This window comes from Flavobacterium sp., from assembly GCF_027483985.1.
In the GTDB taxonomy this organism is placed as follows: Bacteria; Bacteroidota; Bacteroidia; order Flavobacteriales; family Flavobacteriaceae; genus Flavobacterium.
Genome location: NZ_JAIXTJ010000057.1, coordinates 21,775 through 46,613, shown reverse-complemented (window position 1 = coordinate 46,613; position 24,839 = coordinate 21,775). Strand labels below are relative to the sequence as shown.

Genomic DNA, 24,839 nt, shown 5'->3' with positions numbered 1-24,839 from the left:
CATTTAAATTTATCGAAACAAAAAACAAAATAAGTAGAGTATATTTTTTTTTCATAATTGGTTGGATTAATAATTTCAATAAATTTAGTAAAAAAAACGAAAATACTTACAGGAAATTGTAAAAAAGAAAATCGTCTCATTTTATAACGAGACGATTATGAGTATATCTTAAGAAAAGAAAGATTTACTCTTCTTGATCAGCATCAATATAGGTTTTATTTCCGTTTTTATTGATGTAATATTTTCCACCTCTTGGTCCAGTGAATACTTTTTTACCTTTATATTTTCCAGTTACTTTATCAGCAACTTTTTTCTCTGCAGCTTTAGAAACCGCAGTTTCTTTCATATCTTCTTTTTCTTCAGCTGCTGTTTTTTTAACTTTAGCGGCAGTTTTGTTTGCAGTAGCTTTTGCTTTTCCTTCAGTTGCTTTTGCTTTTCCAGTTGCAGCAGCTTTTGCATCTTTAGTTTTTGCATCAGCATCTTTGAAACGTTTGTCTACAGTTCCATCTTTTTTTAGTCTTGTAGCTTTTTCTTCTGTTTCTTTTTTAGCTTTTGAAGTTTTAGCTTTTACTTCTTTTTCAACTTTAGTTGCTTTTTCTTCTACTTCTTTTTTTGCTTTTGTAGTTTTAGCTTTAACTTCTTTTTCAGTTTTCTTAGCTTCTTTTGCCGCTTCTTTTTTGGCTTTAGCTTTCTCTTCTTTTAATTGGTCTGCTTTTTCTTTTTTTGCAGCAGCCGCTTTTTCAGTTTTTGATTTTGCTTTAGTTGCTTTTTCTTTTACGTCTTGTGCAAAAGTCATATTTGAAAGTACAAATACGAAGCATAATAAAATTAGTTTTTTGCTCATAGTTTTAATTGTTTTTAATTGAATCTCGTGAATCTTTGATTTCATTGTGATTAAATTGATTAGGTTATAAAAATTTAAAATTAATAAATAAAAGTAAACAAAAATTATTCCAAATCAAATAGTTGTAAAATTCATTCTACAAAAATTACTATTGTTTGCTAGCTAGCCCTGATCGTAATGTAAATCCTTTTTATCTCGTTGTGAAACGTGATGAAAAGATTGCAATGAAGAGCAGGAATAGGGCTGACCGATAATGCACCTAGCCATTCGCTTCAAATAAAGAGGAGAATCTAAATCAAGTTCTGATTAAAAAAACGCTCGAAGTTGCACGTTTCCTGTGTGAATTGCGTTACTTGTATCTGATTTTCGGCCTTGATAATTGATATTAATGTCTAAATATTGGGTAAGGTTTTTTTGCAGAAGCAATCGCCAAGTACTATTTTTTCCGGGTTGTAAACCTTCAAGCATTTGGAAAGCAACAGGTGAAAGTGCGTTGCCAATAAACTCATTATTATAAAGTGAGAATTCTCCATTGGCTGTAAATTTATTGTCGCTTGAGTAATTAAATGAAATGCCGAAGCGTTGCTGTTTTAAAGATTCGAGTAAGTTAATAATGTTTTCTTTGTTTTTGTATTCATAAAAAAGTGACAAACTTTTATTGTTTGAAAACAAATAAGAAATCTTGGGTTCGATGGCATAATTATTCAATTCAAAATTTCGTGCAGCATAATTATCAGAAATGCTTTCGGAATTTGAAATCGTAGTATCAAAATTGAATAACCAACTTTTTTTCAGTAAATGTGCATATTGCATTTGGTTAGAAGTTGTGCTGTTTTCTTGTGAACCAATTGATAATAAGTTTTTTACACGACCGTTTAAATAGGTATAAGTAACAGAATGTTTTTGTTTGCCTCGATTGTAAAACAAACTGTTGCGGAAATTGGTGTTCAAACCAAGAAGATTATCTTCACTTTTGGAAAACGGATTAAGATTGAAATTATCGGAATCACGCTGGATTTTTCTGTCTAATGAAAATGAGGTTTGGTTATAGAAATAGGATAGAAATTTCTTGAATCCTTTATTGTTAATCCATTTGGAAGGACTTAAAGTTACCGATTGTGAAAATTTATTTTGATGTGTTTTTACAAAAATTTGATTCGGAAGAAAAACTCTGACGTACTTAGCTTGATCAGGGAAAGCAGCGATTTCAAACTCTTGCAATTCCTGAACGCCGTTGTTGTTGTAGTCGTTCCACATATAAACGCCTTGTCCAGGGTTTACTTCTAAATAGGTAAACTCTTGCTGTGCAATGGTTCCGGAAACATTTTCATAAGCTACTGTGGTTTGAATTAACTGATTGAAAAAGTTATCGTTATAAAGTAATCTTGAGTTTAACGAAGGTTCAACCGGAATAGTAGCATCGGTATATTTTAGTCGTCTATAATTAATAAACAGTGATAGATTGGTTTTCTTATTTTGAATCAACTTTGACTTTATATAATAGGAATCAGAAGCATTAACTCGTTGTAAAATGCCTGCTTGTAAACTGTCGTTTTTTCGGTTCAAATAACCAATTTCGGTGTAGACTTTTGTGCTGTCACCACGGCCAATAAACGCTCCGTACTCTGAAAAACGTTGGCTTAAAGTAGTGAATTGATTTGTGTCAACTAATTTTTCTTGATTGTCTTCAAGGTTGAAACTACCACCAATCCAATTCTTTTTAAAATGTAGTTTTGCTCTTGTTTGATTGCGTAGAAAGTTGGTGTTAGAAACTGTTCCAGAACTTTTTAAGTAACTTGAATTTTGCTGAATAACCAATTTTTTATGTTTGATACTTCCTTGAAAAATGTGTCGTGTTCCTGAAAAATTATCTGTAAAATCTAGTTTTTCAAGTTGATATTTGGCAAATCCTTTGGTTTTAAAATCAAAATTTAAACCTGAAACCAACAAACTTTGATTGCCAGAAATAGTGGTTAAATTCCAATCGCGATTGAATTCTATGTTGAATAATCGTTCGATGGTTTTAAAATTTTGTTGCACCATTTGATAATTTGCGAAAGCATCAATATTGAATTTTCCTGTAAAAAGTCGTTGTTTTCCGTTGATTTTTGCGGCAACTCCTTTATTGTTTTTATCATCAATAGCAGAAAATAAATTCAAATCGTTGTTGCTTAAACCAACTTCAAAGTCAATTGCTGTTTTTTCAGATGGATTGTAACTTCCTAATATTGTTGCAATTTGGATTTTTGTTGGTGCAATTAATCGAGTTATCGGCTCGTAATTTCCTTGTGGAATTCCGGCAATTGGAGCAACATATTCGTAGATTTTCCCAACGGCATTATTGTTTACTAAAATGTAGTTTCCCAAATTATTTCCAACCAACGAAAATCGTACATTATATAAGGTATCGGTTTCATCATTAGAAAATTGAAAAACTTCAACACCACCAATAATTACTTTTTCATATAAAATTTTATTTTCAGAAAAAGTGTCAACGAAAGCTGATGGCGCAGTCATTAACGTTGAATCATCACCAGCATATTGAAGTATGGCCACTTGTTCGTTAGATAAATTTTGTTGAAGCGGCTGATTTTTTACATCATTTTCTGAATACAAAAATCCGCCAAGAGACCATTTTTTGGTTTGATGATTTGCGCCACCATAGGTTACAAATCGAGTAAAATTTCTATCAGAATATTGGTATTCAATCACAATTCTCATTTCAGAAGTAATCGGAAATAAAGACGTAAAGATTATTTCACCTGCATTATAATCGATTATGTAGTCATTACTTTCTCCACGCTTGAGTAAAATTCCATTAACAAAAACGCGTTCTGAACCCGAAATCACTAAAACAAATAATTCGCCATTGGCTCCACGTAATTTATATGGACCTTGATTTCCTTCTTGACCAGTGAAATTGCTTTTTGCATATTGACCACGAACAACTGCGCCTGATGCAAAGACTTCGGTTTTGTTTTCGGGTGTTCCAAAAGTAAATTTTGTGGATAATCCTTGTACTTTTTTATTGAAATTTAAATATTTAGATTGTCTGTTTTCAAGAAATAAATCTCCAGCACGAATGTTCCATTTATCTGAAAATAATTCGATAAAAATTTGATCAAATTCGTCTAAGGTTTGCGAATATCCACCATCTTGCAAAGGAATATTGCTGTCTTGAATAGAAGCACGAAGCGAAACTTTATTGGAAATTTTACCTGTAATTTGCAAATCAAGATTAGAATTTACAGTCGAGTTTTGATTGTTTCCAACGGTAATTCCACGAGTGATACTTCCTGAAGTATTCAATCCGTCGAAAGGTTTGAAGGTTTTTAGATTATCTCTTTTTACGATATATAAACTTCCGGCTTCGTTTGAAATAACTCGTTTGTCATCATAAATTGTGTAGGTTTTGGTAAGAAATTCAGGAAACTTTAAATAACGAATGGTCAATGAATCTTGAGAAACATAATTGTTTTTGAAAATCAATTTCGATTTTTGAAAATCTACTTTATAATAGGAAGAATCGATTTCGTTACCTTGTTTGTCAAGAATTTTGAAGAAAGCTCTATTTATGCTGACTTTATCAATGGCAATTGTATCTTTTGAAAAAGCAATTTTTTTGTTTTTGTAAGGCGTTTCTATTTCCTGAGCAAACGCGCCCGAAAAGCAGAATAGCAAAACCATTAAAAAACTCTTTTTCAACATAAATAGAATAACTCATAAATGTCAAAAGTAGTATTTATTATTGGAAAAAGTTGGTTGGATTTTTTTGTATTGAGAGAAGAAATATATTTTTTATATTCTTCATCGTTTAAAAAAAAATAAAACTAATTTAGAATTTTTTCCTGATTTCTTTCAAATGTTTTTTTATCTCTTCCCAAGAATATAATTTAGAATTATGATTTTTCAGATTTTCAATTCTGTTGTCTAATTCTTTCTGAATTTCAATTGAGATTTGTGATTCTTCTTTCATAAATTACTCCTTAGTAACAATCTGCATCGTTTCTCTAGAAATTTGTTTTAATAAAACTACTTTGTCTTTTTCTACCATTTCTGCTGCTTCTTTTGTGAAGTGACGAATGGTGTAAAGCGATACATTTTCGTTATAAGACACTTTGAATTTTTTAGAAAGTATAGTTTTCAAATCATTGAAATTTCCAAATTTATCTTCAATACAAACTGAGAAACTGATGGCTGTATTTTGAATCAAACTTACTTTGATTTTGTATTTGTGCAACAATCCGAAAATTTCGCTGATGTTTTCTTCCATAATAAAAGAAAAATCTATAGACGAAAGCGAAATCAATAATTGGTTTTTCTTGATGATAAAACAAGACGTTTTTGGATCTAAATCTTCACCTTTAGAAACCGAAGTTCCAGGCAATAACGGATTTATAAATGATTTTACAAAAAGCGGAATTTCTTTTTTCTGTAAAGGTTGTAATGTTTTTGGGTGAATTACGGTTGCGCCATAAAACGCCAACTCGATGGCTTCACGATAAGAAATCTGATTTAGAAGAATTGCATTTTCAAAATATCTTGGATCGGCATTCATCACACCAGGAACGTCTTTCCAGATAGTTACGCTTTCAGCACTCAAGCAATAAGCAAAAATTGCAGCGGTATAATCTGAACCTTCACGGCCAAGAGTTGTTGTAAAATTATTTTCGTCTGAACCTAAAAATCCTTGTGTGATGTTTAGTGCTTTTTTCTTAACTCCTTTAGAAATTAATTTCTGAGTTTGCTCCCAATCTACATTAGCATCACGGTAAGTGGCATCGGTTTTGATGTAATTTCTAACATCAATCCAGTTGTTTTTTAAACCTTGGTGATTGAAATAATGACTAACAATTGTAGTAGAAACTATTTCACCAAAACTGATTACTTGGTCGTATACAAAATTGTAATTTGGCGACTTATTGCTTCTCAAGAAATATTCTAAATCGGCAAAATGACTGTTTACCGCAAAGAAAACATCGTGTTCTTCATCGTCAAATAAGTCTAATAAAATTTGGTTATGGTATTTTCTAACTTCTTGCAGTGAAGCGTGAAATTCGTTAGATTTTTCAAAGTAATTTTTGATTACAGTTTCTAATGCATTGGTTGTTTTTCCCATTGCAGAAATTACAATTAGCACGTCTTCGTGACCTACTTTTTGTAACACATCAAAAACATTTTTTACACCTTCAGCATCTTTAACTGATGCGCCACCAAATTTGAAAATTCTCATATTAGTATTAAGACTTTAGTATTAAGTATTAAGATTTTATTCTTTTAGATTTTATTTAAAAAATTATCGATTCCGTTTTCATCCATTTGAACAACAGCCCAATCATCTAAGATTTTGGCACCACTTTTTTTATAAAATTCAACGGCAGGCGTGTTCCAATCAAGTACATTCCATTCAATTCTTCTCACATTATCACGTTTTCCTTGGGCTATGATTTCGCTGTAAAGTGCAAATCCTGCTCCAGTTCCGCGTTTTTCTTCTTTTACAATTAAATCTTCGAGGTGAATTGTTTTGCCTTTCCAAGTAGAATATCTGTAATAATAAAGTGCAATTCCTATGATTTCGTTATCGACTTCAGCTACAAAGGTATGAAACAAAGGGTTTTCTGCAAAACCATCGCGAATTAAATCGTCTACTGTAACCACAACAGCATCGGGTTCTTTTTCAAAAATTGCCAATTCTTTTATTAATGCTAATACCGATGGCATATCTTGAGAAATTCCTTTTCTTATAATCATTTTTTGAGTATTAAAGCCCAAAAATACAAATTCCAAATTCCAACTGCAATAGTGGAATTTGGAATTTTAAAAATTAGGGTTTTATTAGAATTTATTTTTTCTTTTTCTTGGTAGTAGCTTTTTTAGTTGTTGTTTTTGTTACAACCACTTTATTGCTGATTGGTTTTTGAACATAAGGTTTGTACAAACCATCTTTTTCAGCTCTAGCTTTAGCTTTTTCAGCGCGTTCTTTTGGATCAGGATGTGAACTCATCATTTGGGTTAAAAAATCGGCAGAAGTTCCACCACTTTGACTTGCTAAAAGTGCAAATGCCGACTCCACTGCATTCACATCATAACCGTGTTTTTTCATAAAATCATACGAAAATAAATCGGCATCAGATTCTTGTTTTCTGCTGTGTTTGCTATCCAACATAGCGCTTCCTATTTGACCTAATTGACTGTCTGTAAGTTTTGCAACCTTATCTGATTGTGATGAAACTGCGCCAATAACGGCTGCTTTTCTGTAAGCTGCTTTCATTGCATCTTTTGTATCTTCATTTGCAACGTGACCAATTTCGTGACCAATAACGGCAAGCAATTGATTGTCGTCCATAATATCCATAAGTCCAGAATATACACGAACACTTCCATCGGCAGTTGCAAAAGCATTTACCTCTTTAGTCAAATATACTTTATAGTTTAAAGCCAATCCGTTTTCGCTTGCGTGTTTTCCAAAAATTCTGTTTAGCCTCAAGGTGTAGCCATCTTTTGGTCCGGCAACAACATTAGTAGAATCCATTTTTCGCACAGCTTCTTTAGATAATTTTGCTGCATCTTCATTAGAAAATGTAAAACTTGCAACACCATTTTGTAGCGCGCCAAGTGCTTTTTCGCCAAGGTTTATTTGAGCATTTGCCTTAGAACAATTCAAAGAAATTAGTAATACAATTGCCAAAAATGATTTGATTTTCATTGTTTTAATATTTAGAATAAATGAATGACAAAGATAAAATAAGTTTGATAATAAAATTGTAGTATTAATTCAATTAATTGATTTGAAATTTCACAAAATAAACGATATTTGCACAAATAACTACAACGATTTCGTAATGGAAGAACGCAACAAAACTTTAGGTGAATTTATCATTGAGAATCAAAATGCTTTTCAATATTCTTCGGGAGAATTATCAAGAATTATTAACTCGATCAGGTTGGCTGCCAAAGTGGTTAATTACAAAGTTAATAAAGCAGGATTGGTTGATATTGTTGGTGCTGCAGGCGAACAAAATGTGCAAGGTGAAGACCAACAAAAGCTCGATGTTTATGCCAATGAAGTTTTTATTCAAACGTTAATCAATCGTGAAATTGTGTGCGGAATAGCTTCTGAAGAAAATGATGATTTTATCACGGTTGCAGGTTCAGATAATTCTCACAGTAACAAATATGTAGTTTTAATGGATCCATTGGATGGTTCGTCTAATATTGATGTAAACGTTTCTGTTGGAACAATTTTTTCTGTTTTTAGAAGAAAAACACCAGTTGGAACTCCGGTGACAAGCGAAGATTTTCTTCAACCAGGAACACAACAAGTTGCTGCAGGATATGTTATTTATGGTACTTCAACAATGTTGGTTTATACTACAGGTCACGGTGTGAATGGTTTTACATTGAATCCTGCTATCGGAACTTTTTATCTTTCTCATCCCAATATGAAATATCCAAAAGATGGAACTATTTATTCTATCAACGAAGGAAATTATGTTCATTTTCCGCAAGGAGTTAAAGATTATATCAAATATTGTCAGTTAGAAGAAGGCGATCGTCCTTATACTTCAAGATACATCGGAAGTTTGGTTTCTGATATGCATCGAAATATGATTAAAGGCGGAATTTATATTTATCCAACAAGTTCTAAAGCACCAAATGGTAAACTTAGATTGTTGTATGAATGCAATCCGATGGCTTTTATTGCTGAACAAGCAGGCGGAAAAGCTATTGATGGCTACAGAAGAATTATGGAAATTCAGCCTACAGAATTGCACCAACGCGTTCCTTTTTTCTGCGGAAGCAGCAATATGGTTGACAAAGCTGAAGAGTTTATGAAAGCTACTTTAGTATAGATTATAAGGTATAAATTCACAATCAGCTGAAAAGTAGTAAATTTGAAAGAAAAATTATTAAATTTGTAAATATTTTTCAAAATAACTACCCATTTTATATGTCAAAAAATCAATCAAAAGAAACTGAAGTTGCAGCGGTAAATCCGTTAGAATCTGCTCAAAGATTGGAAGCTATCAAAAACCTGATTTTTGGTGAAAATATTCAACAAATTGATCAGGAATTTCAGGCGATTAAAAATCACATTGAAAAAAGAAAAGAAGAATTAGAAGACTTTATTGCAGAAACACGCAAGGAGTTGAACAGCACTATTGATAATTTAGCTACCGATTTAAACATCAGAATTACTGATTTAGAAAACAGTATGAACGACAAAACGGACGAATTGAACCACAAAAAAGTCGATAGAAATTTACTTGGAACACTTCTAGTTTCTATGGGTGAAAAGATAATGAAGGACTAATTCATTATTATGACTGATTCAGAGAAATTAATTAAGCTCAAAGAACTTCTTCTTAATGAGGACAGAGATTTTGCGCAAAATATTCTACAAAAATTAGATTCTCTTGAAGATACTATCAATACACCTGAAAAACTTTCGGAAAAAGTAGATGGTATTATCGATAAAAAATTAGACACCTATACCGAAGAAATTCCCGAAAAATTAGGGCCAACAATTACCAAAGCATTATCATCTGAAATAAAAAATTCACAAGATAAAGTAGTCGAAATATTGTTTCCAATTATTGGTAAAATGATAAAAAAATACATTCAACAAGAGATGAAAGTCTTGTCGGATAACATTAATTATCAAATTCAAAACACACTTTCTTATAAAGGAATCAAACGAAAAGTGCTGTCGAAATTTACAGGAGTTTCTGAACAAGATATGATTATTGCCGAACTTAATGAACCTAAAGTTGAGCAAGTTTTTGTTATTGAAAAAGGTTCTGGAATCATCATTTCAAGTAGTTCAAAACAAGAAAGTATCGATGAAGATATGATTGCGGGAATGTTAACTGCGATTAAAAGTTTCGTTGAAGATGCTTTCAAAAAAGACGAACAAAGTTTAGAATCAATACAATATGAATTGTTCGAAATTCACATTCAAAATTTTAATTCCTATTATTTTGCGGTGGTAATTTCAGGCGGATTTAATACTTCTTTCAAAAATAAATTAGAAAATAAATTGTTCGATATAGCTTCTTATATTAAAATAGATGATATTGATAAAGAACAAATTACGCTCAAATTACAAGAATTTATAAATGAATAGTTCGAAGAAAGTTGTTTTAGTTGGACATTTTGGCGTTGGAAAATCTTCCTTGATGCGAAGGTATGTTCAAAACACGTTTTCTGATAATTATATTGTGACTATTGGTGTTCATATTCTCAAAAAAGAAATTAAAATTGAAGACCACGATTTGACTTTGGTTCTTTGGGATATTGAGGGTAAAGATGATATCCAAAAAGTGCGTTCGTCTTATCTTTTAGGAACTTCAGGATTTATTTATGTTATTGATCCTACGCGTTTGCAAACCTATGAACGCTATAATGAAGAAATAGATTTTTTAAAAACAACTTATCCTACAACAAAAATAGTTTCGGTTTCAAACAAATCCGATTTAATTGATATTGAAGAGTTTAAAAAGATATTGAAAGAAAAGAATATTTCAATTGATTACTTCGCTAGTGCAAAAGAAGGAGCAGAAGTGGAAGCAGTTTTTCAAACAATTGGACTTAAAATGGTGAAAAATGTTTGAGAAAATAAGAAATAAATACCTTTACAATAAAACACAAATTGTAGTTTTAAACAAGCAAGGAATGGTTTTAAAATCAGATGATTTGTTGTTTGAAATCCCGAAAAAAACGTCCATTACTAGTTTTCATCCTTTTTTTGAAACCATTATTTCTCTTATTGATTTAGAATACAGCGAGTTTACCTTTAATTGTATTCATATTGATTTTAATACTGTCAAAAAATCAATTGATGTTATTTTTAATTCGGGTTCTACTACCGAAAATCCTTTCTTGATTTTTATTGATTTTACTGATCACTACAACAATTTTCAGAGTATTGCTCAAGAAAAAAACGAATCTGTTCTAAGTTTTCATCTTTCAGAATTGAAAAACCAGCAATTAGAATCAGAGAAAAATTTTAAAAATAAATTCTTGGCCAACGTCAGTCACGATTTGAAAACGCCAATATGGGGTTTGAAGTTTTTTTTAAATTTTTTGGAGAAAACAGAGCTTACCGAACAGCAGTTAGATTATGTAAAAACTTTAAAAGAGACCAATAATCACATCCATCATTTAGTGGAGGATTTATTAGATTTATCTAAAATTGAATCGGGACAAATGAATATTGTCAACGAACCATTTTCTTTAAAAGAAGGAATAAACAATTTATTAAATATTGTAAAACCAAAAGCAGAAGAAAAAAAGTTAGAGTTTAAAACATTTATTCAAGATGACATAATTGATAACCTGATAGGCGATAAAATTCGTTTAAATCAAATTCTTATTAATCTAATTGACAATTCTATAAAGTTTACCAAAAAGGGTTTTATAACATTTGAAATCAATTATAAAGAAGCTAATCAAGATTTTATAGTACTTCAATTTATTGTTAAAGATTCAGGATCAGGATTTTCTACATCACAAAAATCAGATGTTTTTAAGAGTTTTAAAAAACTTCATACTTCCAAAAAAATAGAGGGTTTAGGTCTTGGTTTATCAATTGTTTCCAACTTAGTTGAATTAATGAATGGTTCCATTGATTATCAGTCTGAATTAGGAAAAGGAACCACATTTGAAGTAAATCTTCCTTTTGAAATTGCTAAATAAAAAAAGCCTTGATTACTCAAGACTTCTTTTAAAAATTATTTCTGAAAATTACTTATTCATATGAGTCATTTCATATACAAATGTATCCGAATCTACGTGAAGCATTAGTAACGAAAGTGCTTTGTCAACAATAAAAGGAACGTTACCTGGAGTAAAACCTAATGCTAAAGCAAATTTTGTTAAAACATCTTTTTGTTTTGGCCCAAGAATATGGTCAACATATACCATTCTAGATAAATCATACAAACGCTCTAAACGTTGTGAATGTAAATAAGGCGGATTAATAGGATATTTCATAGGGTTTTCAAGAATTTCTTCATATTCTTCAGCAGAAATCTCAAGTTTTACAGCTAATTTATCTAAAAATTCTCTCTCTTCTGTGCTCAATTCTCCGTCAGAAATGGCAACACGAACAATAGCCGAAAAATGACCTTTATTTCTCGTTTTAAATTCGCTATCAAATAAATCTGAAAATGACATAATTATAGTGTTTTATACTGCAAATATAATTCAAATTCCTCTAAAACCGAAAATGTTTTTAATCGAATTTAATGATTCTTTTCTGTCGATTTCAAAATAAATTGTAAGTTTACATTCCTAAAAATTGCTAAAAACCCAACCTATGTCAGATTTTTGGATCTATTTTAAAATTGGTCTCAACCACGTTTTAGATATCAATGGCTACGACCACGTTTTATTTCTAATTGCACTAACCGTTCCGTATGCATTCAAAGATTGGAAAAGAGTACTCTTGTTAGTTACCATTTTCACCATCGGACACACACTTTCCTTGATGCTTTCCGTTTTTAATATTGTAACCGTTCAAGCTAATATTGTCGAGTTTCTTATTCCAATTACGATTCTAATAACCGCTTTTTTCAATCTTTTTACGGCAGGAAAATCTTCTAAACAAGAAAGCATCACCTTTGTTGGAGCTATAACTTTATTCTTCGGAATCATTCACGGATTGGGCTTTTCAAACTATTTTAAAGAAATCCTTCCCGGAAAACCAAGTGACAAATTAATTCCGTTATTAGAATTCGCACTCGGAATCGAAGCAGCTCAAATCATTATAGTTTTAATAGTGTTAATTTTGTCATTCGTCGTTCAAACGCTTTTCCGTTTTAGCAAACGTGATTTTACCTTAACAATGTCAGCATTTGTCATTGGAGTGGTAATTCCGTTAATCATAGAAAGTCCAATTTGGAAACGATAATAGTAGAATAGGAGCGAAGCAGTAGTTATATTTGTAATGGTAATTCCTGCTTTCCGCACTACACGGTAGTTGCTGCAATCAGGGCTAAATAAGATACCATTTGAATAGAGTTCAGAAATAAATAAAATAAACTTTGTGCCTTCGTGCCTTAAATAAATAATGAAGAGATACTGAAATACTGAAATGAATTCAGTACAAACAAGTTCAGCATTAATATGAAAGAGAAAAAACAAAATAAATACGACAAAGCTTACCTAAGAATTGCTGCCGAATGGAGCAAACTTTCTTATTGCAAACGCAAGCAAGTAGGCGCAATAATTGTCCGCGATCGAATGATAATTTCTGATGGCTACAACGGAACACCATCAGGATTTGAAAATTGCTGCGAAGATGACGAAGGATTAACACAATGGTATGTGCTTCACGCCGAAGCTAATGCTATTCTAAAAGTGGCACGTTCTACACAATCTTGCGATAACGCTACTTTATATATTACGCTTTCACCTTGCAAAGAATGTAGTAAACTAATTCACCAATCGGGAATAAAACGTGTAGTTTATCAAAACGGTTATCGCGACACTTCAGGAATTGATTTCCTTGAAAAAGCTGGAATTGAAGTTTCTCAAATTGAAGAGTTAGATTAGGTTCAAACAAGTTTTAGGAAATAATAGGATATGTTTAACGTTCCTATAGAATAAACCTTTGTATTTTTGATTGTTTAATCAAATATAGAGTTCACAATTTCAGCATAAAATGAAAATTAATAAAATCTACATACCTTTACTTTTTTTCTCGTGCGTGGCACTTGGCATTGTCATTGGTGGTTTGATTAATTTTCCTGTGGCGAAACCTTCTCTATCTAAAAACGATTATAAAACAAAACTCAATAAGCTCATTAATTTTATTGATAATGAATATGTTGACGATGTAAAAACCGACTCCATTGTAGATTTAACCGTTACTAATATTCTTGCTAATCTTGACCCACATTCGGTTTATGTTCCGCCAAGTGAACAAACAGCGGTTGCCGAAAGTATGAAAGGAGATTTTGTTGGAATTGGTGTTAATTTCTATAATTATAACGATACCATTGCCGTAATAAAACCAATAGAAAATGGTCCAGCAGAAAAAGCTGGAATCAAATCGGGTGATAGAATTTTGTATGCTGATAATTTCAAACTTTTTGGTAAAAAACTAAAAAACGAAGTGCTTTACAGCAAATTAAAAGGCGAAAAAGAATCTTCAGTAACATTAACCGTTTTTAGAAAATCTGAAAATAAAAACCTAAAAATCAAAGTTATTCGTGATGTCATTCCTATAAAAAGTGTTGACATTGCTATCCTTTTAAATAAAACTACAGGTTATATAAAAATCAATCGTTTTGCTGAAACAACAGCTGATGAATTTCATTCAGCGTTATTAAAATTAAAGAAAAGCGGCATCAATTCACTTGTAATTGATTTACGTGAAAACGGTGGAGGATTTATGGAAATGGCTGTAGAAATAGCTGATGAGTTGTTGAAAGATAAAGAATTAATCGTTTTTACTAAAAATAAAAAAGGAAACATCGACAAAACGTTTGCTACAGACGAAGGTAATTTTGAAACCGGAAAAGTAGCTGTTTTAATTGATGAAAACTCAGCGTCGGCAAGCGAAATTCTTGCAGGTGCGATTCAAGATAACGACAGAGGTTTGGTTTACGGAAGACGTTCCTTCGGAAAAGGATTGGTGCAACGCGAAATGGATTTTGATGATGGTTCTGCAGTGCGATTGACCATTGCAAGATATTTTACACCAAGCGGAAGAAGTATCCAAAAACCTTATGTAAAAGGACAAAGTGAAAATTACTACAAAGAAGCTGAAACGCGTTTTGAAAGTGGCGAATTGTATGATAAAGGAAAAATAAAAATTGCCGATTCCTTAAAATTCAAAACCAAAAAAGGAAGAACCGTTTATGGCGGCGGCGGAATTGTGCCAGATATTTTCGTGCCTTTAGAAGTAGAACACGGTCAAGAAAGTTTAGAATATATACTTCAAACAGGTATCGTTGGACATTTTGTTTTTGAACAATTGGATCAAAATAGGAATGCATTCAAAGGAGACGATTTTCAAAAGTTTCAAGCTAAAATGATGCAAAATGAATCGTACATCAATTTATTCGAAAAATACCTTTCTAAAGCAGGTTTGGATATTAGTTTGAATAAAAGTAGAGCATTAGTAAATCGGTACATCACTGCAGAATTTGCTCGCCAATTGTTTGGAGAAAATCAATATTATCAAATTATTTTGAAAGAAGATAAAATGGTAAAAACGGTTTTGAATGGTAAATAAATTCTTATGGAAAAAGTAATAAATGATTTCAGTGTAGGTTTGTTTCTTTGGCAAATAGTTGTACTGTTAATTTCAGTGGTTGCAATTGTGTTTTTATACAAACTTGCTAAAAGAATTTGGAAGTTTTACGAAAAAGGATAAACCTACTTCCTAATCGAATCGTGTGCTTGACTCGAGATTCCTTCATTCCATAACGTTAGAATATCGGTTGCAACGGCAGCGCCACTTCCGGCAGCGATTGCTAATTGACTTCTGTGTCCAGCAAGCGTGCCAGCTACATAAATTCCTTCGGCAACTTTGTGGTCATCATTTTTTAATTGTATGCGTTGTTTTTCAACAATTGCTTTTTTGTGTGGTTCTACAAAATCCATTAAACCTTCAATAGCAAAAGTATTTGCAGATCCAATGCCAATAACAATTGTTTTCGTTTGATAAGAACTTTTATTAGTAATCACATTGAAATTTGGATATTCACCTTCAATTTTAAGTACTTTTTCGTTCTCAATTTGAGCTACGTGAGGATATAAATTGTGAAGTTGTGCTACACTTTCAGTTAAAAGTTCTGAACCTAATTTACCTGCAGGAATTCCGTAAGCATTATTAAACAATGCTTCTTGTAATGAAGATGTTTTTTGATGTATAATAATTCCGATTTTTTTGTCTTGGGCAAAGGCTTTTTTATAAGCCGAACCTAAAACCAGCGCGCAAGAAACTCCAGAAACGCCACCACCAATTATTAGAACATCAAACATAAATCTAAGAATAAAAAAAATTAAACTCCAAATTCCAGATACAAGTATATAAATTGGAATTTAGGATTTATAAATTGGGATTTACAGTAGTTATTGATTTTTCAATTTCTCTTCAATTTTTTTAGACATTTTGAAGATTAGAAGAATAAAAACAGCGCAAAAGGCAGCAGCAATTCCAACCAAAGCAATCATACTGTCACCTTCAAATGGCTTTTCAAAATCTAGTAAAGTAATGTTGAAACCGATTAAACCAGTTGCAACTAAAATCAATATAGTAGTAAAAATTTTCATTGATAAATATTTGATACAAAAATAATAAAAATCAGATTAAATGAATAATCCTTTAACATTAGCTGCAAATAATTTAACAGCAATTGCAAGAAGTACCACTCCAAAAGTTTTTCTGATAACGCCAAGACCGTTTTTGCCTAACATTTTTTCAATTTTAGCTGAAGATTTTAAAACTGCATACACCAAAATGATGTTTAAAACGATAGCGATTATAATGTTTATAGTTGCAAATTGCGAACGTAATGAAAGTAAAGTTGTCATTGTTCCTGCACCAGCAATTAAAGGAAATGCCAATGGAACAATCGAAGCTGATGAATTGGCTTCTTCTTTATAAATTCGAATTCCGAGAATCATTTCTAATGCTAAAAAGAATAATACAAACGAACCAGCAACAGCAAAAGAATGCACATCAATTCCAATTAATTTTAATAATTCTTCTCCAACAAATAGGAAGACAATCATAATAACTCCAGCAACAATCGAAGCTTTTTCTGATTCAATGTGACCAAATTTTTGCCTCAAATCAACAATAATCGGAATCGTTCCAACAATATCAATTACAGCAAAAAGCACCATTGCAATTGTGATAATTTCTTTAAAGTCTAAACCTAACATAAGCACACATTTTAGAAGCGGCAAAATTACTGCTTTATCAAATGTTAAAATCAAAACGATACGTTAATTTTAGGATATTTATTTATTCCATAAAATCATTCGTACCTTTGTCTTAAGTTTTTGATAAAAGAAATATCTAATATCTTAAACCTGCCTGTCGGTAGATAGGTTTAATATCTAATATTTTAAATATGTTTCAGTTAGGAAAAACCATAGTTTCAGAAGATATTCTTGAAAAAGATTTTGTTTGTAATCTTTCTGCTTGTCACGGTGCGTGTTGCGTTGATGGTGATGCTGGTGCGCCATTGAGTGAAGAAGAAACTAAAATCTTAGAAGAAATTTATCCGAAAGTAAAACCATTTTTACGAAAAGAAGGCATCGCAGCTATCGAAAAATTAGGAACTTGGGTAAAAGGAACGGAACAAGATTTAGAAACACCCTTAATTGATGAAAAAGATTGTGCTTACGTAATTTTTGACGGGAAAACGGCTTTGTGTGGTATAGAGCAAGCCTACAATCAAGGAATTATTTCGTGGAAAAAACCAGTTTCTTGTCATTTGTATCCAATTCGTGTAAAAGATTTCACTGAGTTTGCTGCAGTAAATTACGATCGTTGGGATATTTGCGACGATGCTTGTTCACTAGGAAAAGAACTTCAAGTTCCAGTTTATAAGTTTGTAAAAGAAGCTCTGATAAGAAGATTCGGTGACGATTGGTACCAAGAATTAGAAAAAGTAGCCGATGATTTAAAAAACGGAAAATAAAAAAAAACGCCTTGAAATAAAGGCGTTTTTTTGTTATAAAAGTGGAGAAGATGGGGCTCGAACCCACGACCTCTTGACTGCCAGTCAAGCACTCTAGCCAACTGAGCTACATCCCCAAAATAATTATGTTCAAATATAGTATTTATAAATTAAAAATTAAGAAATAATTATCGTCAATTTGATAGCTTATTTTATTTAATTTTGTAAAAAAATTATAATGAGTAAAATCAGAATTACCAAACAGTTTTCTTTTGAAACTGGACACGCACTTTATGGATATGATGGTAAATGTAAAAATGTTCACGGTCATAGTTATAAGCTTTCGGTTACTGTAATTGGAACACCAATAACCGATTCTAGCAATGTAAAATTTGGAATGGTGATTGATTTTTCTGATTTGAAAAAAATTGTGCGAGAGGAAATTGTTGATGTTTTTGATCACGCTACCGTTTTTAATAAAAATACACCTCACGTTGAGTTGGCTCAAGAATTAAAAAATCGTGGTCATCACGTTATTTTAGTTGATTATCAACCAACAAGCGAAAATATGGTAATTGATTTTGCAAGTAAAATTCAAAACAGATTGCCAAGTGAAATTCAGTTACACTCTTTAAGATTGCAAGAAACTGAAAGTTCATTTGCTGAATGGTACGCTTCTGATAATTTGTAATTTATTTATTTCACAAAATGTCACAAAAAAAAATCTATTTCGCATCCGATCAACATTTTGGAGCTCCAACACCTGAATTAAGTTTTCCGCGTGAGCAAAAATTTGTGGCTTGGCTTGATGAAGTTAAGAAAGATGCCGAAGCCATTTTTTTGCTTGGTGACTTGTTTGATTTTTGGTTTGAATATAAAACGGTCGTTCCCAAAGGATTTGTGAGAGTTCTAGGAAAACTAGCCGAAATTAGAGATAGCGGAATTCCGATTTACTTCTTCGTTGGAAACCACGATTTGTGGATGAATGATTATTTTCAAAAAGAACTCAACATTCCAGTTTTTCACGATAATCAAGAGTTTACTTTCAATAATAAAACATTTCTTATTGGACATGGTGACGGAAAAGGTCCAGGTGATAAAGGATATAAGCGAATGAAAAAAGTATTTGTTCATCCGTTTTCAAAATGGTTGTACCGTTGGCTTCATCCAGATATTGGAATGAAATTAGCACAATATCTTTCCGTAAAAAATAAATTAATTTCTGGTGCAGAAGACGTAAAATACTTAGGCGAAGACAACGAATGGTTAATCATTTACGCAAAGAAAAAAATAGAAACCAAACAGTATAACTACCTGATTTTTGGACACCGACATTTACCAATGATTGTAAAAGTGGGTGAAAATTCAGAATATGTAAATCTTGGCGACTGGATTGGCTACTTTACCTATGGAGTTTTTGACGGAGAAAATTTTGAATTGAAAAAATTCGAATAGTTATCTAAGTAAATAATCTAAAGTTACTGCATCAACTTTTCCGTCAGGAAACAAACCGTTTTTTTGTTCAAATGCACCAATTGCTTTTATAGTTGTGTCTTTAAAAAGTCCATCAACTGGAATGTTATAACCTTTTTTGACCAAAATCTTTTGCAGTTCAAATACGAACGAACTGAAATCGCCAACTTTCAAACTATACTTTTCCGGATTACTTTTAAACGTTTCCATCAAGAATTTTCTTTTTATGAATTCGTTATAATCTTTTGCTTTGTAGCCACTTTCTTCGAATGCGATTACGTCTTTATCGTTCAATCCTTCGCTTTTCATTTTGGCAGATTGTACTAATTTTTCTTCATATAATTTAACGATTCCCAACTTTTTAGTGTAACCAGAAACAACTGCTTTAGTATCGTCATCATCATCTTCGGGATTTCTCACATCTACATCATCATTAACCCAAGCCATTCTTACATAACTATTAGCATCTTCTATAGCTTGATAATAATTTTGTAAAGTTGCAGCGTCATAATAGTTTAAATCAATTTTTTGGTTACTAACATAATCGCTTCCTGGCGAATGAAAACGCTGATAATCACTATATAAATTATAGCCTAAAATCAAGACTATTACAGCCAAAAGTACAATTATAATCTGTTTCATAAGTAGAAGAAGTTATTTTGTAGACAAAAATAGTTAAATTTTATGATACAATTTAGGGTATTAATTTTTCAAATCTTTTAGACGCAATTGCACGGTTACCTTTCCATTAAATTCGTTTTCGTCTATGCAATATACAGCGTCAAATGGATTTCGATTTTTTGTAGATTCTAGTTTGCTTCCCAATCCAAAACCAATCGCGCCAAATCCTTCTGAATGGTTTTGTTTTACAAATAACTTTAAATGTTCGTTGTCTTTTCCTAATGGCTTTGCATAACCTGTGTCTATTACATTTTTAGTCATAAAAACAGGTGTCATATTTTGTGGTCCAAAAGGTTCAAATTGACTCAATAATCGAATCAACTTTGGATTTATATCTGAAAAATTGATTTCTAAATCCACTGAAATTTCTGGAATTAATAAATCTGGAGCAATGGTTTTTTGAACTTCTTTTTCAAATGCATCTTTGAATTTTTGGTAATTCTCTTCTTTCAAAGTCATTCCTGCCGCGTACATATGTCCGCCAAATTGTTCGAGATGTTCTGCGCAAGCTTCTAACGCATTATAAACATCAAAATCTTTTACCGAACGAGCCGAAGCTGCCAATTTATCGCCACTTTTTGTGAAAACAATAGTTGGGCGATAATAGGTTTCAGTTAATCTTGAAGCCACAATTCCGATAACGCCTTTGTGCCAATTTTCTTGATAAAGTACCGTTGTAAAGTTCTCTTTTTCGTTATTGTTTTCAATTTGAGCCAATGCTTCAACCGTGATTTGTTTGTCTAAATCTTTTCGGTCGGCATTGTGTTGTTCAATTTCGGAAGCAAAAATTTCGGCTTGTTCTAAATCAAATTCGGTCAATAAGGCAACCGCTTCGTTTCCGTGTTTTATTCTTCCTGCTGCGTTAATTCTTGGTGCGACAATGAAAACGACATCCGTTATGGTAAGCACTTTTTTCTTTACATTTTGAATTAAAGCCTTAATTCCTGGACGTGGATTTGAATTAATTACTTGCAAACCAAATTTAGCTAAAACTCGATTTTCACCAGTAATCGGAACAATATCTGCGGCAATTGCGGTGGCAACCAAATCTAAATAAGGAATTAAATCTAAAACAGACTGATTGCGGTTTTCAGCCATAGCTTGAATCAATTTAAATCCAACGCCACAACCGCAAAGTTCGTCGTAAGGATAAGTACAATCATCACGTTTTGGATCTAAAACCGCAACTGCATTGGGCAATTCGTTTCCTGGTCGATGGTGATCACAAATGATAAAATCGATGTTTTTTGCATTCGCATAAGCAACGTGATCGATGGATTTTATTCCGCAATCAAGCGCAATTATTAAAGAAATTCCGTTATCGTCGGCGTAGTCAATTCCTTTATAGGAAATTCCGTAACCTTCGTCGTAACGGTCTGGAATGTAAGTAGCGATATTCGGATAATAACTTTTTAAATAGGAGGAAACCAACGAAACAGCAGTGGTTCCATCGACGTCATAATCTCCAAAAATTAGAATATTTTCTGCGTTTGCAATAGCTTTTTCAATACGTGAAACCGCTTTGTCCATATCTTTCATGAGATACGGATTGTGCAAATCGTCTAAAGTTGGTCTGAAAAATGTTTTGGCTTGATCGTAGGTTGTAATGCCTCTTTGAACTAATAAAGTCGCAATAATTTCATCGACTTGAAGTTCGTTTTGTAGTTTTTGAACTTGTTCTTTTTCTGGCTTAGATTGTAATGTCCAACGCATAGGATATTAGATGTTAGATTTTTGATATTAGATTTTGGCTTGTAAATGTTTTGCAAATATATGAAAAAATATTTTTTATTTTAAAATTTTATATATTGAAAATCAACAAATTATCATTTATTTTAAAAAAAACAAAAAAATAAAAAGCAAAAAATTTAATGCTATTTCGTTATAAAAGTATAAATTAAATACTATGGAATATTATATTACATATACAGCGTTAGCTGTAATGGGTTTTGCCTTAAGAACTTTCATAATTGAACGAGGGAAAAATAATAGGTTCAGATTGTTTTCCAAAATTTACCCAAATGAGAGTTTTGATAAATTAATTGAGTATGAAGAAAAGTCAAAAGTTAAAATTTACTCTAGAAAAGATGAAAAATAATTCTAATTTCTTTCAAAGTTTTGATGGTAAGTATTAATACTAATCGATTAAGGTAATTTGTATGACTTTAGTTGTTGTTTTTGTAATTTTTGCATTATTCTTCTTTTGCTATTATAAAGAAATAATTAACATGATAAAAATTATTGATAAATAACTACTTTAAAACTTTAATTCCAAAGCTTCTCCATCAAATGAAATTCCATCCCAACCAAAGGTTATGAAATTTCTAATGTTTTGATGGTCATTTCCATCAGGATTTTTTAAAACATCATCAAAATAATAACTCCCAAAAAGTGATAAGGTTGCGTCTTTTTCTAAATTATTTACTTTGGCGAAAGCGAAAATTTTGCAAGAACCATTATTTTCGTTTGCGTTGTTAATTTGATTTCCGTTTTTGAAAGAAGTAGGAGTGAAATTATATTTTTCATCGATGTACGTGATAGTTGCTTGAAACGATTTTTGGTTTATTAAGTCTTGCATAATTGTGTTATTCATTTTATAATGGTGCTTTTCTATCGTAAATTCTCATATAATGAAAAGATTCTCTTAAATTTAAAATTTCTAATTCCATCTTAATTTTAAATACACTATCATTTAGGTTTTTAAAATCGTTCTCATCAAATAATATTGGTGGCAGCTTCTGACTTTTAATTGTTGAATCTCTAAAATTAAACACTTTTTCACGATTTGAAAAATCTAAGCTTTTAAATTTTTTTTCAATATCTAAAGATATATTATGCAAACTATCAAATCTTTTTTGTTTAGAAATATCATTTTTAATTTCATGAAAATTTTGAAGATATGTAAATTCCGCAACACTATGATCTCTTTTTGACAACTCATTAAGTTTATTATATAAATAATTATAACTATCATCTTTCTCCTCTTTTTTACAAGAAAAAAGGATAACAGATAGTACTAAAAGGATGAAATATTTTTTCATAAAGAGATTACATTTATAAAAATATAAAAAGGTTATTTAATTGTATAAAGATATGTAACACCTTCTTTTAGCTCAAAACTGGTACTTATTTCAGAGCCTTTTATTTCTGTTATTTGATTGTTAGAATTAATAAGTTCTATTTTTTCAATCTCATCAAAATTTTCCAACTGAAATATGCCACCCCAAATTGTAAAAGAATCTTTAGGGCTTAATTTAATTAATGTTGATTTTTCAATTGAATCATTGATTATATCTTTTTTGAAATTATAATTGTTGTATTTTACAATAAATTTTGAAAAATTTTCGAAATTTTTGTGATGGTCTATGTAGTCTTTTATTTTTTCAGAATTGGCATTATAATAAATCTTTAAATTGTAAGGCTCATTTTTTTGATTTGTTACAGATGCAAATATTGCTCTATCACAAGATGAAAATGATATCATTAAAAGTAATAAAACAATTTTTTTCATTTACTTATAATTAACTGAACACTGAACACTGCCAACTATTTTTTCCCTCCAACAACAGCCACAATTTCACCTTTTGGAGGTTTTTCTTCAAAGTGTTTTAAAACTTCTTCGGCTGTTCCGCGAATGGTTTCTTCGTGTAGTTTTGATAATTCTCGTGAGATTGAAACTTGGCGATCGGCTCCAAAATACTGTACAAATTCGGCTAAGGTTTTTACCAATTTGTGTGGCGAAATATAGAAAATCATCGTTCGCGTTTCTTCTGCTAAGGCTAAATATCTTGTTTGTCTTCCTTTTTTTTCTGGTAGAAATCCTTCAAATATAAATCTATCGTTGGGTAAACCGCTGTTCACTAACGCTGGTACAAAAGCGGTTGCGCCTGGCAAACAATCGACTTCAATATTATTTTCAACACAAGCGCGTGTCAATAAAAAACCAGGATCAGAAATGGCTGGTGTTCCTGCATCAGAAATTAAAGCAATAGTTTCGCCTCCTTTCAATCGAGCAATCAAATTGTCAACGGTTTTGTGTTCGTTGTGCATGTGATGACTATGCATGTGTGTAGAAATTTCGAAATGCTTCAATAGTTTTCCACTAGTGCGCGTGTCTTCTGCTAGAATTAAATCGGCTTCTTTTAAAACTTTTATGGCTCTAAAAGTCATGTCTTCGAGATTGCCAATTGGCGTTGGAACGATATAAAGTTTAGACATTTATAAAAACTTTTTCTCAACCAATTCAATAAATCTATCAGCATAATCCTCTGCACCAACCCAATTGTTATAGTCTGGTTTGATGATTTGGTCAATAAAATCTTTTGCTTCTCTATAAGTGCTAAAGGTATTTAATTGCGATAAAACACGATTGTAATCTTCATTGCTGTCTGCAAACAGGAATTTTACAAATCCCATTCTGTCGTTCAATCCGATGGTGATGGTTTTAGAAAGTTTATCATTTAGTGAAGGTGTTTTTCCTTCAAAACGATCTACAATAATATCATCTGATTTTTCAAAAACTTCTTTTTTAGAAGTCGGAAGTGACACATCATTTGGCTTAACAAAAACAGGTTCGGTATAATTTTGACCTAATAAATCTTCAAAAGAAATTTGTTTAGTTTCTTTTTTAGGTTCTTCGATTTCTAGAGTTTCAACCGGAGTTTCTGCAGCTAATTCAAAAATAGGTTCAAAATCCAAGTCGCTTTTAGCTTCTCCGACAGGAACTTGTTCCTCTTCAATTTCATCTTCTTCATCAAGTGTGATTTCGCCAACAATAACAGGTTCTTCATTAATCTGAACTTGTTTCAGATTCTCAGCTTCTTCTTGAACTTCGGTTTCTTCAGTTACAGGAACAATTTCTTGTTCAACAACTTCTTCAACTTTTGCTACAATTTCTTCCTTTTGTTCTTCAACTTCAACAGTTTCTTCAACAACTATATTTGGAGTTGCAACAGCTGTTTTGTTTTCAAGGAAACTTTCAATTTTTCCTTCGATATCTTCGTTAGAAATAGCTGATTTTACTTGCTCGTAGTTGTCACCATAAAACTTTAAAACCGTTAATGCTTCATATAATTTTTGAGTTTCATAATACAATTGATCGATTTCCGATTTGTTTTTAAGCTTTAAAACTCGGTGTGCAATGCTGATTAATTCGGCTTCCAATCTTTTTTTCATATTTTTGAAATTATAGTGAC

29 protein-coding genes and 1 tRNA gene are annotated in these 24,839 nt (G+C 31.5%); 12 read left to right on the top strand and 18 right to left on the bottom strand.

Translation table 11 applies throughout. The features are described 5' to 3' along the window. Positions 1-184: 184 nt before the first annotated feature. The 6 genes from Q0050_RS15125 to Q0050_RS15100 all read right to left on the bottom strand — a co-directional run bounded on the left by Q0050_RS15125 (position 185) and on the right by Q0050_RS15100 (position 7,550). Entirely contained in the window at positions 185-844 is a 660-nt protein-coding gene (locus tag Q0050_RS15125) for a hypothetical protein (protein ID WP_298397772.1), read from the bottom strand. Positions 845-1,150: 306 nt separating this feature from the next. Then, on the bottom strand, positions 1,151-4,552 hold the full coding sequence (locus Q0050_RS15120; protein WP_298397771.1) for a hypothetical protein: 3,402 nt from the start codon (positions 4,550-4,552) through the stop codon (positions 1,151-1,153). A gap of 127 nt (positions 4,553-4,679) precedes the next feature. Next, positions 4,680-4,820 carry a hypothetical protein gene (locus Q0050_RS15115; RefSeq protein WP_298397768.1) on the bottom strand — a complete coding sequence of 47 codons (141 nt, stop codon included), beginning with the start codon at positions 4,818-4,820 and terminating at the stop codon, positions 4,680-4,682. Between the two features lie 3 nt (positions 4,821-4,823). Further along, positions 4,824-6,077: an aspartate kinase gene (locus Q0050_RS15110; RefSeq protein WP_298397765.1), complete on the bottom strand. Its 1,254-nt coding sequence runs from the start codon at positions 6,075-6,077 to the stop codon at positions 4,824-4,826. Positions 6,078-6,121: 44 nt separating this feature from the next. Next, positions 6,122-6,595 carry a GNAT family N-acetyltransferase gene (locus Q0050_RS15105; RefSeq protein WP_298397763.1) on the bottom strand — a complete coding sequence of 158 codons (474 nt, stop codon included), beginning with the start codon at positions 6,593-6,595 and terminating at the stop codon, positions 6,122-6,124. Positions 6,596-6,686: 91 nt separating this feature from the next. Then, positions 6,687-7,550, bottom strand: coding sequence for a M48 family metalloprotease (locus Q0050_RS15100; RefSeq protein WP_298397760.1), 864 nt, complete (start codon positions 7,548-7,550; stop codon positions 6,687-6,689). A 136-nt stretch (positions 7,551-7,686) separates the two neighbouring features. Between Q0050_RS15100 and fbp the strand changes: the two genes are divergently transcribed. From fbp to Q0050_RS15075, 5 genes are all read left to right on the top strand, one after another. Beyond that, positions 7,687-8,697 carry a class 1 fructose-bisphosphatase gene (gene fbp / locus Q0050_RS15095; protein WP_298397895.1) on the top strand — a complete coding sequence of 337 codons (1,011 nt, stop codon included), beginning with the start codon at positions 7,687-7,689 and terminating at the stop codon, positions 8,695-8,697. Between the two features lie 98 nt (positions 8,698-8,795). After that, positions 8,796-9,158: a fructose 1,6-bisphosphatase gene (locus Q0050_RS15090; RefSeq protein WP_290835970.1), complete on the top strand. Its 363-nt coding sequence runs from the start codon at positions 8,796-8,798 to the stop codon at positions 9,156-9,158. Between the two features lie 9 nt (positions 9,159-9,167). Continuing rightward, positions 9,168-9,971 (top strand): cell envelope biogenesis protein OmpA, encoded by an 804-nt coding sequence (locus tag Q0050_RS15085; protein ID WP_298397755.1) that lies wholly within the window; start codon positions 9,168-9,170, stop codon positions 9,969-9,971. Next, positions 9,964-10,458, top strand: a complete 495-nt coding sequence (locus Q0050_RS15080) for a Rab family GTPase (protein ID WP_298397752.1) — start codon at positions 9,964-9,966, stop codon at positions 10,456-10,458. Before Q0050_RS15085 ends, Q0050_RS15080 begins: the two co-directional genes overlap by 8 nt. Then, positions 10,451-11,542, top strand: coding sequence for an ATP-binding protein (locus Q0050_RS15075; RefSeq protein WP_298397749.1), 1,092 nt, complete (start codon positions 10,451-10,453; stop codon positions 11,540-11,542). The genes Q0050_RS15080 and Q0050_RS15075 overlap by 8 nt, the downstream gene beginning before the upstream one ends. Positions 11,543-11,590: 48 nt before the next feature. On the opposite strand, the gene Q0050_RS15070 is transcribed toward Q0050_RS15075, so the two are convergent. Further along, positions 11,591-12,022, bottom strand: coding sequence for a TerB family tellurite resistance protein (locus tag Q0050_RS15070; RefSeq protein WP_298397746.1), 432 nt, complete (start codon positions 12,020-12,022; stop codon positions 11,591-11,593). A gap of 142 nt (positions 12,023-12,164) precedes the next feature. Here Q0050_RS15070 and Q0050_RS15065 point away from each other — a divergent pair, with 142 nt between their 5' ends. The 4 genes from Q0050_RS15065 to Q0050_RS15050 all read left to right on the top strand — a co-directional run bounded on the left by Q0050_RS15065 (position 12,165) and on the right by Q0050_RS15050 (position 15,230). Beyond that, positions 12,165-12,758 carry a HupE/UreJ family protein gene (locus Q0050_RS15065; protein WP_298397743.1) on the top strand — a complete coding sequence of 198 codons (594 nt, stop codon included), beginning with the start codon at positions 12,165-12,167 and terminating at the stop codon, positions 12,756-12,758. Between the two features lie 215 nt (positions 12,759-12,973). After that, entirely contained in the window at positions 12,974-13,402 is a 429-nt protein-coding gene (locus tag Q0050_RS15060) for a dCMP deaminase family protein (RefSeq protein ID WP_298397741.1), read from the top strand. 109 nt (positions 13,403-13,511) lie between these two features. After that, positions 13,512-15,089 carry a S41 family peptidase gene (locus Q0050_RS15055; protein ID WP_298397739.1) on the top strand — a complete coding sequence of 526 codons (1,578 nt, stop codon included), beginning with the start codon at positions 13,512-13,514 and terminating at the stop codon, positions 15,087-15,089. A gap of 6 nt (positions 15,090-15,095) precedes the next feature. After that, positions 15,096-15,230, top strand: a complete 135-nt coding sequence (locus Q0050_RS15050; protein WP_298397736.1) for a hypothetical protein — start codon at positions 15,096-15,098, stop codon at positions 15,228-15,230. A 2-nt stretch (positions 15,231-15,232) separates the two neighbouring features. Here Q0050_RS15050 and Q0050_RS15045 read toward each other — a convergent pair whose 3' ends face one another. The 3 genes from Q0050_RS15045 to Q0050_RS15035 form a co-directional block, all read right to left on the bottom strand. Continuing rightward, positions 15,233-15,841, bottom strand: a complete 609-nt coding sequence (locus tag Q0050_RS15045; protein WP_298397733.1) for an FAD-dependent oxidoreductase — start codon at positions 15,839-15,841, stop codon at positions 15,233-15,235. Positions 15,842-15,931: 90 nt separating this feature from the next. Further along, entirely contained in the window at positions 15,932-16,132 is a 201-nt protein-coding gene (locus tag Q0050_RS15040; protein ID WP_298397730.1) for a hypothetical protein, read from the bottom strand. Between the two features lie 36 nt (positions 16,133-16,168). Then, a complete protein-coding gene (locus Q0050_RS15035; RefSeq protein ID WP_298397729.1) occupies positions 16,169-16,747 on the bottom strand; it encodes a MarC family protein in 579 nt (192 codons plus the stop codon). Positions 16,748-16,938: 191 nt separating this feature from the next. Between Q0050_RS15035 and Q0050_RS15030 the strand changes: the two genes are divergently transcribed. Continuing rightward, on the top strand, positions 16,939-17,511 hold the full coding sequence (locus Q0050_RS15030; RefSeq protein ID WP_298397726.1) for a DUF3109 family protein: 573 nt from the start codon (positions 16,939-16,941) through the stop codon (positions 17,509-17,511). A 42-nt stretch (positions 17,512-17,553) separates the two neighbouring features. Here Q0050_RS15030 and Q0050_RS15025 read toward each other — a convergent pair. Beyond that, positions 17,554-17,627, bottom strand: a tRNA-Ala gene (locus Q0050_RS15025). A 101-nt stretch (positions 17,628-17,728) separates the two neighbouring features. Here Q0050_RS15025 and Q0050_RS15020 point away from each other — a divergent pair. Continuing rightward, the gene (locus Q0050_RS15020) at positions 17,729-18,181 is read left to right on the top strand and encodes a 6-carboxytetrahydropterin synthase (RefSeq protein WP_298397724.1); all 453 of its coding nucleotides are present in this window, start codon (positions 17,729-17,731) and stop codon (positions 18,179-18,181) included. A gap of 17 nt (positions 18,182-18,198) precedes the next feature. Next, entirely contained in the window at positions 18,199-18,945 is a 747-nt protein-coding gene (locus tag Q0050_RS15015; protein WP_298397722.1) for a UDP-2,3-diacylglucosamine diphosphatase, read from the top strand. Here Q0050_RS15015 and Q0050_RS15010 read toward each other — a convergent pair whose 3' ends face one another. The 7 genes from Q0050_RS15010 to Q0050_RS14980 form a co-directional block, all read right to left on the bottom strand. Next, entirely contained in the window at positions 18,946-19,605 is a 660-nt protein-coding gene (locus Q0050_RS15010) for a peptidoglycan-binding domain-containing protein (RefSeq protein WP_298397720.1), read from the bottom strand. Between the two features lie 60 nt (positions 19,606-19,665). After that, positions 19,666-21,357 (bottom strand): single-stranded-DNA-specific exonuclease RecJ, encoded by a 1,692-nt coding sequence (gene recJ, locus Q0050_RS15005; protein WP_298397718.1) that lies wholly within the window; start codon positions 21,355-21,357, stop codon positions 19,666-19,668. Positions 21,358-21,901: 544 nt separating this feature from the next. Then, complete coding sequence (locus tag Q0050_RS15000; protein ID WP_298397716.1) at positions 21,902-22,237, bottom strand: HopJ type III effector protein; 336 nt, start codon at positions 22,235-22,237, stop codon at positions 21,902-21,904. A gap of 1 nt (position 22,238) precedes the next feature. After that, positions 22,239-22,685 (bottom strand): hypothetical protein, encoded by a 447-nt coding sequence (locus Q0050_RS14995; protein WP_298397714.1) that lies wholly within the window; start codon positions 22,683-22,685, stop codon positions 22,239-22,241. A 32-nt stretch (positions 22,686-22,717) separates the two neighbouring features. Further along, entirely contained in the window at positions 22,718-23,155 is a 438-nt protein-coding gene (locus Q0050_RS14990) for a hypothetical protein (RefSeq protein WP_298397712.1), read from the bottom strand. Positions 23,156-23,190: 35 nt separating this feature from the next. Further along, the gene (rsmI, locus tag Q0050_RS14985) at positions 23,191-23,862 is read right to left on the bottom strand and encodes a 16S rRNA (cytidine(1402)-2'-O)-methyltransferase (RefSeq protein ID WP_298397710.1); all 672 of its coding nucleotides are present in this window, start codon (positions 23,860-23,862) and stop codon (positions 23,191-23,193) included. Beyond that, entirely contained in the window at positions 23,863-24,819 is a 957-nt protein-coding gene (locus Q0050_RS14980; RefSeq protein WP_298397709.1) for a hypothetical protein, read from the bottom strand. It lies immediately after the preceding gene. Between the last annotated feature and the right edge of the window lie 20 nt (positions 24,820-24,839).